Here is a 7,366-nt window from a genome sequence, read left to right on the forward strand (position 1 = left end):
CCCGCGGGGGGGCGGGGGGCGCCCCGGGGGGGCGGGGCGCCCCCCCCCCGCGCCCCCCCCCCCCCGGCGCGCCCGCCCCCCCCCCCCCCCCCCTCTCTCGCGTGGGGGCGTTCAGAAGTCCTCGGCGAGGATCGTCTCGATGTTCCGTTCGGCGAGGGCCGTGATGGTGACGAACGGGTTGACGCTGGTGTTGCCGGGGATCAGGGAGCCGTCCATGACGTAGAGCCCCTGGTAGCCGTGCAGGCGCCCGTGGTTGTCGGTGGCCCGGTCGAGGACGGCGCCGCCGAGCGGGTGGTAGGTGAGGTGGTCGCCCCAGATCTTGTAGGCGCCGAAGAGGTCGGTCCGGTAGATCGTCCCCTCCTTGCTGTTGATCTTGTCGAAGATGGACTTGGCCATGTCGATGGAGGTCTGCTTCCAGGCCCGGTCCCAGCTCAGGTCGACCTTGCCGGTGGCCGGATTCCAGGTGAACTCGGCGCGGCGCGGGGTGCGCGTGATGGAGAGGTAGAAGGAGGCGTAGGTCTCGATGCCGGTGGGCAGCGGGGCGACCTCGGCGAAGGCGCCGCCGGCGTCCCAGTTGTCGATGCCCGCGGTGGGCATGGAGGACTGGAGCTTTCCGGTGGGGTCCCACATGTGGTTGGCGCGCCCGCACATGACGTTGCCGTTGTCGCCCCAGCCCTTGCCGATGTGCTCGTTCAGCGCGGGCAGGGCGCCGGTCGCCTTGAGGCGCGTGAGGAGCTTGCTGGTGCCGACGCTGCCCGCGGCGAAGAAGACCCGGTCGGCGCGGACGGTCTTGGTGACGAGGGTGGCGCCGGTGGTGTCGATCTGGTCGATGACGACGGTGTAGCCGCCCGCGGCCGCGGGGCTGACGGAGGTCACCCGGTGGAGGGGCGAGACGTTCACGCGGCCGGTGGCGGCCGCCTGGGCGAGATAGGTCTTCTGGAGGCTCTTCTTGCCGACGTTGTTGCCGTAGATGACCTCGCCCTCCAGGGCGGACTTCTGGACGGTCCCGGCGGCCTCCTGCTTCATGTAGTCCCAGTCGTAGACGTTGGGCACGAAGACGAAGGGGAAGCCGGAGCGCTGGGCGTGCTTGCGGCCGACCCGGGCGTACTGGTAGCAGTCCTGGCTCTCCCACCAGTTGACGTCCACCGAGCTGACGCCCAGGCCCGCGTTGGCGCGCGGGTAGTAGGTGGCGTACATCTCGGCCGGATCGACGGTCGGGAGGATCGCCGGGAAGCGTTCCCGGAGCGGGGTCACGGCCATGCCGCCGTTGACGAGGGAGCCGCCGCCGACGCCGCGCCCCTGGTAGACGGTGATGCCGGCGAAGTCCTCGGCGTCGAGGATGCCGGTGTGGACCGGCACGTCCTTGTCGAGGGGGAAGCCGAGGAACTGGCTGAGCGGCTGCTTGGTGCGGGTGCGCAGCCAGAAGGACCGGTAGTCGGGTTTGGTGGTGTTGGCGAAGATCTTGCCGTCCGGGCCCGGGGCGTCCCAGGCCATGCCCATCTCGATCATGTGGACGTCGACGCCGGCGCGGGCGAGCCGCAGGGCGGCCACGGAGCCGCCGTAGCCGGTGCCGATGACGAGGGCGCGCACCTGGGAACCGTCGGGGATGGGGGTGCAGTTCAGGCCGGGGACCTCGGCGCGGGCCGGGGCCGTGATCGTTCCGGCGAGGGCGGCGGCCCCGAGAACAGAACCTGTTCCCGTGAGAAACCTGCGGCGGCTGACCCCGTGATCTCCCTGGACGGACAGGGGGTGTTCACTCATGTGATCTTCCTCACTCGCGAGTGAATGGGAACACGTTCTACGACTGCCCGCCGAGGAAGTCACGAGAAACTGCCGGGTAACTTACGGCCGGAGAGGCCCTCTTGATCGCCTGTGCTACGTATGCGGCGTGGGCCCGCGCCGCCGGAAGCAGCTCCGCCCATTCCCCGTACTCCCCCGCCCGGTACTGGTCCCGCGCGGCGGCGAGCACCGGCCGGTGCTCCTCCGGCAGCTCGCCGAGCAGCCGGTCCGCCGCCCCGTCCTTCGACCGGATCCGGCCGGTGCGCAGGGTGGTGAGGATCCGGGCCAGGGTGAGCAGCACGTTGCGGGTGTCGCCGTCGAGGTCGGCCAGCAGCCCGGGGACGCCCTCGACGATCGCGGCCCGCAGATCGTCGTCCGGCACGGGGTCGAAGAGCACGGACGGGCGGGGCCCGTGGAGGGAGAGGTCCCCGGCGCGGGCCATCGTGAGGAGCGGGGCGAGGTCGGGGCAGGGCATCCGGGCGGGCGTGAGGCCACGCTCGAAGTCCTCGCGGAGCCACTCCCCGTACAGGTACTCGCAGACCGGCGGGTGGCGCCACGGTCGCACCTCGGCGTGGACGACCAGGCTCAGCTCGACGGGCCGCGCGGGGCCCTCGTACGCCCGCTCGCCCGAGACGGCGAGCAGGGCGTCGGTGAGGGCACGCCGCTCGCCCTCGGTCGTGCGCCGGGTCAGGGCGACGAGCACGTCCACGTCGCTGGTGGGGCGCTGGCCGCCGAGGACGGCCGAGCCGTGGAGGCAGGCCCCGAGGACGGCGTCCTCGCCGAGCGTCTCGCGGACGATCCGCACGACGCGGCGGGCGGCCCCGTGGCCGGTGTCCTCGCGGGCGGGCATGCGGCGGCTCCTGGGGGAGACGGGTGGGTCCGTCACCGTACCGGAGGAGCCGCCGGACGCCGTGTCAGGCGAGGGCCGGTCCCGGGGCGCCGGTGAGTCGCTCGGGGGTGAGGAGTTCGGCCAGGCGCTCGGCGGGCAGCAGGCCCTTCTCCACGGTGAGTTCGACGACCCCCCGGCCGGTGGCGAGCGCCTCCTGCGCGATGGCGGTGGCGGCGGTGTAGCCGAGGTGCGGGTTGAGCGCGGTGGCGAGGCCGATGGAGTTCTCGACGGCCGCGCGGAGCGCCTCGGTGTTGGCGGTGATGCCGCTGACGCAGCGCTCGGCCAGGGTCAGGCAGGCCGCGCGGAGGGAGAGCAGGCTCTTCGACAGGGCGTGGAAGATGACCGGCTCGAAGGCGTTGAGCTGGAGCTGTCCCGCCTCGGCGGCCATGGTGATGGTGATGTCGTTGCCGATCACCTCGAAGGCGACCTGGTTGACGACCTCGGGGATCACCGGGTTGACCTTGCCGGGCATGATGCTGGAACCGGCCTGCACCGGCGGCAGGTTGATCTCGCCGAGCCCCGCCCGGGGCCCGGAGGACAGCAGCCGCAGGTCGTTGCAGGTCTTGGACAGCTTGACGGCGATGCGCTTGAGGACGCCGGAGAGCTGGACGAAGGCCCCGCAGTCCTGGGTCGCCTCGATGAGGTTGGCGGAGGTCACGAGCGGCAGCCCGGTCAGTTCCGCCAGGTTGCGGCGGGCGGTCTCGGCGTAGCCGGGGGCGGCGTTGAGGCCGGTGCCGATGGCGGTGGCTCCGAGGTTGATCTCGTGGATGAGCTCGATCGCCTCGGCGAGCCGGCCGCGGTCCTCCTCCAGCATCACGGCGTACGTGGAGAACTCCTGGCCCAGCGTCATGGGCACCGCGTCCTGGAGCTGGGTGCGCCCCATCTTCACGACCTCGCGGAACTCCAGTGCCTTGGCCGCGAAGGCGTCCTGGAGGACGGCCATGGCCTTCAGGAGCTCGCGGGCGGCGCCGATCGCCGCGATGCGGATCGCGGTCGGGTACACGTCGTTCGTGGACTGGCCGAGGTTGACGTCCTCGTTGGGGTGGAGGCGGCCGTAGTCGCCCTTGGCGTGGCCGAGGAGCTCCAGGGCCCGGTTGGCGACGACCTCGTTGGCGTTCATGTTGGTGGAGGTGCCCGCCCCGCCCTGGACGACGTCCACGACGAACTGGTCGTGGAGTCGTCCCGTACGGATCTCCCGGCACGCGCCCGCGATGGCGGCGGCCTTGTCCGGGGGGAGCAGACCGAGCTCCTCGTTGGCGCGGGCGGCGGCCTCCTTGACGGCGGCGAGCGCGTCGATCAGGAGGGGGTAGACCGAGAGGGGCATGCCGGTGATGGCGAAGTTCTCGGTGGCGCGCAGCGTGTGGACGCCCCAGTAGGCGTCGGCGGGGACGTCCCGGTCGCCGAGCAGGTCGTGCTCGGTGCGGACGGGGACGTCGTGCGGGGCCGGTGCGGGAACCATGAGGAGCCGTCCTTGGGGAGGGGAGGGGAGGAGGGGCGTACGAGAGGGAGGCACCGGGGCGCCCGCGACGGGCCGCACGCGGGCGCGTGAGACTTCCGCGAGCCGTCACGCGGGCGCGGGGGCCCGGACGGCGGTCACGCGGGGGCGTGTGGGGCCCGACGGCGGTCACCGGGCGCGCGGCGCACGGGGGCGTCACGCGCGCGCGTACGGGACACGGGGGCGGTCGCACGAGGGCTGCCCCGCTGCCGGGGCGTGGCGGAGCCGCCGGGCGGGCCCGCTGGGGCGCGGAGCGCCGGTGAGGGAGGGTTGCGTGCGGCGCGCGGGGGGGGGGGGGGGGGGCCGGGCGGGGGGCCGGGGGGGGGGGGGGGCGCCGGCCCCGCGCCGGGGTTGGGGGGTGGGCCGCGGGCTCTACGCCCGGGCGGCGACCGCCGAGGCGGACCGGGAGCCGCCGGTCGCGAGGGCCGGCTCGACGCGGACCGGTCCCTCCAGGAGGCGGCGCAGCAGCGCGGTGCCGCGGGCGGGGTCGCCCGCGCCGGCGGTGTCCTCGGCGAGGAGCGTGGCGAGGAGCGCGATGCGGGCCTGGCCGGCCCGGAGGGTTCCGGTGAGCAGGGCCCCGGAGGCGACGAGGTCGACCGCGCCGCCGCCGGTGTAGATCTCGGCGAGCGGTCCCGCGGGGACGCGGGTCGTCACGGCGACGAGGACGCCCCGGGCGACCGCTCCGGCCACGGCGTCGGCGATCTCGGGGGTGGCGTTGCCCGCTCCGGTGGCGACGAGGACGATGCCCCGGGCGCCGGCCGAGACGGCGGCGTTCAGGAGGAACGGATCGCCGTCGGAGTGGTGCGTGATGATGTCCACCCGGGGCAGCGGGGCGGCGTCGGTGGCCCCGGGGTCCGCGGTCCGCGCGGCGGCGGGCAGGGGCAGCGGGGCGGGGCGCTCCGGCTGCCGCTCGATGTCGACGCGGGAGAACCCGACGCGGCCGAGGCGCTCGGCGGAGGGGTCGGAGAAGGCGTCGGCGGCGAGGGTCTGCGTCTTCACGGTGCCGCGCGCCGCGTGCACCCGGCCGTCGAACACGACGAGGACGCCGAGGTCGCGGACGGACGCGGCGACCTGGAGGGCGTCGTAGAGGTTGCCGGGGCCGTCGCCGTCGCCGGTGCCGAAGGGCCGCTGGGCGCCGGTGAGGACGACCGGGCGGGAGTCGGCGTGGTGGAGGTCCAGGAGGAAGGCGGTCTCCTCCAGGGTGTCCGTGCCGTGGGTGACGACGATGCCGTCGACGCCGGGATCGGCGAAGGTCTCGTGGACGGTGCGCAGCAGGGCGAGCTGATGGGCCGAGGTCATGCGCGAGCTGTTCACGTTGAACAGGTCGACGACCTCGACGGTGACGCCCTCGGGCAGGGGCGCGGTGGCCAGGACGTCGTCGCCGGACGCGTCGGCCGCGTAGCCGGTGCCCTGCCAGCGGCTGGCGATCGTGCCCCCGGTGCTGATGACGACGATCCGGCGCGCTCCCCCGTCGTTCGTCCGCTTCATGCCTGCCGTCCTCACTCCGTACCCATTTCTCCTGCGCTCGCAACGATAGGACAGGGGGCGCGCAAGGCGATTGCGAAATCAGCCCTTGGTTTGTTTCATCGTGGTAGATAATTGCGCCATGGACCGGATCGATCTCCACATCTTGCGCGAGCTCCAGAACGACGGCCGGCTGAGCAACCAGGAGCTGGCCCAGCGGGTCGGGCTCAGCCCCTCCCCCTGTCTGCGCCGGGTGCGCCAGCTGGAGCAGGACGGGGTGATCCAGGGCTACCGGGCGATCATCGACCCGGCGGCGGTGGGGCGCGGCTTCGAGGTCCTCGTCTCCGTGGAGGTGCGGCGGGACCGGGAGACGGTGGAGGCCTTCGAGGAGGCGCTCCAGGACGTGCCGGACGTGATCGAGGCGTACCGCCTGTTCGGGAGCCCCGGCTGTCTGCTGCGGATCGCGGTGGCGGACCTCGCGGCGTACGAGCGGCTGTGGATCGAGCGGCTGACGACTCTGGCCGGGGTGACCGAGGTCAACTCGCAGATCATCATGAAGCGGATCAAGGAGCCGAAGGGGATGCCGGTGGACGTCCGGGGCGCCTGAGACTGCGGGCCCGGCGTCAGGGGGCGGACACGGTTGCGCCCTATGCCAGAACGTCATGGAACAGCCTTCTCCTCGTTACATGACAGGTACCTGACGTGTGCCACCCTCCCGGTGACACGAAGTCAACACGCGTAGACAGCCGTGGTGTCGAGCCGCCACCGGCCGTCCCGCGCGTGCCGTCCCCGGGAAAGGGCCCCCATGTCCGTTGTGCGGACCGGCAGATGGAAGGTGTGGGCGACGGCGGTCGCCGCCACCCTCGTCGGCATCACGCTCCCCGCGGTCACCGCGACCCCCGCGAGCGCCACGACCACCGCGTACGACACCACGTACTACAAGAACGCGATAGGCAAGACCGGTACGAGTCTCAAGTCCTCGCTGCACACCATCATCAGCAGCCAGAGCAAGATCTCGTACGACGCGGTCTGGAACGCGCTCAAGAACACCGACCAGGACCCGGGCAACACCAACAACGTGATCCTGCTCTACAGCGGCGCGTCGCGCAGCAAGTCCCTGAACGGGGGCGCCGTCGGCGACTGGAACCGCGAGCACACCTGGGCGCAGTCGCACGGCAACTTCGGCACCTCGGCCGGCCCCGGCACCGACCTGCACCACCTGCGCGCCTGCGACGTGCAGGTCAACAGCACCCGCGGCAACAAGGACTGGGACAACGGCGGCAGCGCCGTCAGCGGCGCGCCCGGCAGCTACACCGACAGCAACTCCTTCGAGCCGCGCGACGCCGACAAGGGCGACGTGGCCCGCATGATCCTCTACATGGCGGTCCGCTACGAGGGCGGCGACGGCTTCCCCGACCTGGAGCCCAACGAGTCGTCCACCAACGGCAGCGTCGCCTTCCACGGACGCCTCTCGGTCCTGAAGCAGTGGAACGAGCAGGACCCTCCGAGCGCCTTCGAGGAGCGCCGCAACGACGTCATCTACTCCACCTACCAGGGCAACCGGAACCCGTTCATCGACCACCCCGAATGGGTCGAGGCGATCTGGTAGTCCCGCATCAGGGGCGTGACGGAGCCGGGGGGGGGGGGGGGGGCCCCCCCCCCCCCCCCCCCGGGGGGCCCCCCCCCCCCCCCCCCCACCGCCCGCCCCACACAACAAAAAAAAAAACAGAACAAAAAAA

6 protein-coding genes are annotated in these 7,366 nt (G+C 72.7%); 2 read left to right on the top strand and 4 right to left on the bottom strand.

What is annotated here, in order from left to right; genetic code table 11:
* Positions 1-111 precede the first annotated feature (111 nt).
* From ACFV2S_RS01710 to ACFV2S_RS01725, 4 genes are all read right to left on the bottom strand, one after another.
* Positions 112-1,761: a GMC oxidoreductase gene (locus ACFV2S_RS01710; RefSeq protein ID WP_385553226.1), complete on the bottom strand. Its 1,650-nt coding sequence runs from the start codon at positions 1,759-1,761 to the stop codon at positions 112-114.
* A gap of 37 nt (positions 1,762-1,798) precedes the next feature.
* The gene (locus tag ACFV2S_RS01715; protein ID WP_385553228.1) at positions 1,799-2,629 is read right to left on the bottom strand and encodes an aminoglycoside adenylyltransferase family protein; all 831 of its coding nucleotides are present in this window, start codon (positions 2,627-2,629) and stop codon (positions 1,799-1,801) included.
* 64 nt (positions 2,630-2,693) lie between these two features.
* A complete protein-coding gene (locus ACFV2S_RS01720; protein WP_385553230.1) occupies positions 2,694-4,127 on the bottom strand; it encodes an aspartate ammonia-lyase in 1,434 nt (477 codons plus the stop codon).
* 408 nt (positions 4,128-4,535) lie between these two features.
* The gene (locus ACFV2S_RS01725; protein ID WP_385553232.1) at positions 4,536-5,651 is read right to left on the bottom strand and encodes an asparaginase; all 1,116 of its coding nucleotides are present in this window, start codon (positions 5,649-5,651) and stop codon (positions 4,536-4,538) included.
* Positions 5,652-5,769: 118 nt separating this feature from the next.
* Here ACFV2S_RS01725 and ACFV2S_RS01730 point away from each other — a divergent pair, with 118 nt between their 5' ends.
* Both ACFV2S_RS01730 and ACFV2S_RS01735 read left to right on the top strand, forming a co-directional pair.
* The gene (locus ACFV2S_RS01730) at positions 5,770-6,234 is read left to right on the top strand and encodes an Lrp/AsnC family transcriptional regulator (RefSeq protein WP_361398559.1); all 465 of its coding nucleotides are present in this window, start codon (positions 5,770-5,772) and stop codon (positions 6,232-6,234) included.
* Between the two features lie 198 nt (positions 6,235-6,432).
* Entirely contained in the window at positions 6,433-7,236 is an 804-nt protein-coding gene (locus ACFV2S_RS01735) for an endonuclease I family protein (RefSeq protein WP_385553234.1), read from the top strand.
* Positions 7,237-7,366 lie beyond the last annotated feature (130 nt).

This window comes from Streptomyces sp. NPDC059695 (genome assembly GCF_042733785.1).
Taxonomy (GTDB): Bacteria; Actinomycetota; Actinomycetes; order Streptomycetales; family Streptomycetaceae; genus Streptomyces.

What these genes read in the sequence shown, in the direction of transcription:
- ACFV2S_RS01725 (WP_385553232.1), bottom strand. Translation starts at nt 5,651, where the DNA reads ATGAAGCGGACGAACGACGGGGGAGCGCGCCGGATCGTCGTCATCAGC.
- ACFV2S_RS01715 (WP_385553228.1), bottom strand. Translation starts at nt 2,629, where the DNA reads ATGCCCGCCCGCGAGGACACCGGCCACGGGGCCGCCCGCCGCGTCGTG.
- ACFV2S_RS01710 (WP_385553226.1), bottom strand. Translation starts at nt 1,761, where the DNA reads ATGAGTGAACACCCCCTGTCCGTCCAGGGAGATCACGGGGTCAGCCGC.
- ACFV2S_RS01735 (WP_385553234.1), top strand. Translation starts at nt 6,433, where the DNA reads ATGTCCGTTGTGCGGACCGGCAGATGGAAGGTGTGGGCGACGGCGGTC.
- ACFV2S_RS01720 (WP_385553230.1), bottom strand. Translation starts at nt 4,127, where the DNA reads ATGGTTCCCGCACCGGCCCCGCACGACGTCCCCGTCCGCACCGAGCAC.
- ACFV2S_RS01730 (WP_361398559.1), top strand. Translation starts at nt 5,770, where the DNA reads ATGGACCGGATCGATCTCCACATCTTGCGCGAGCTCCAGAACGACGGC.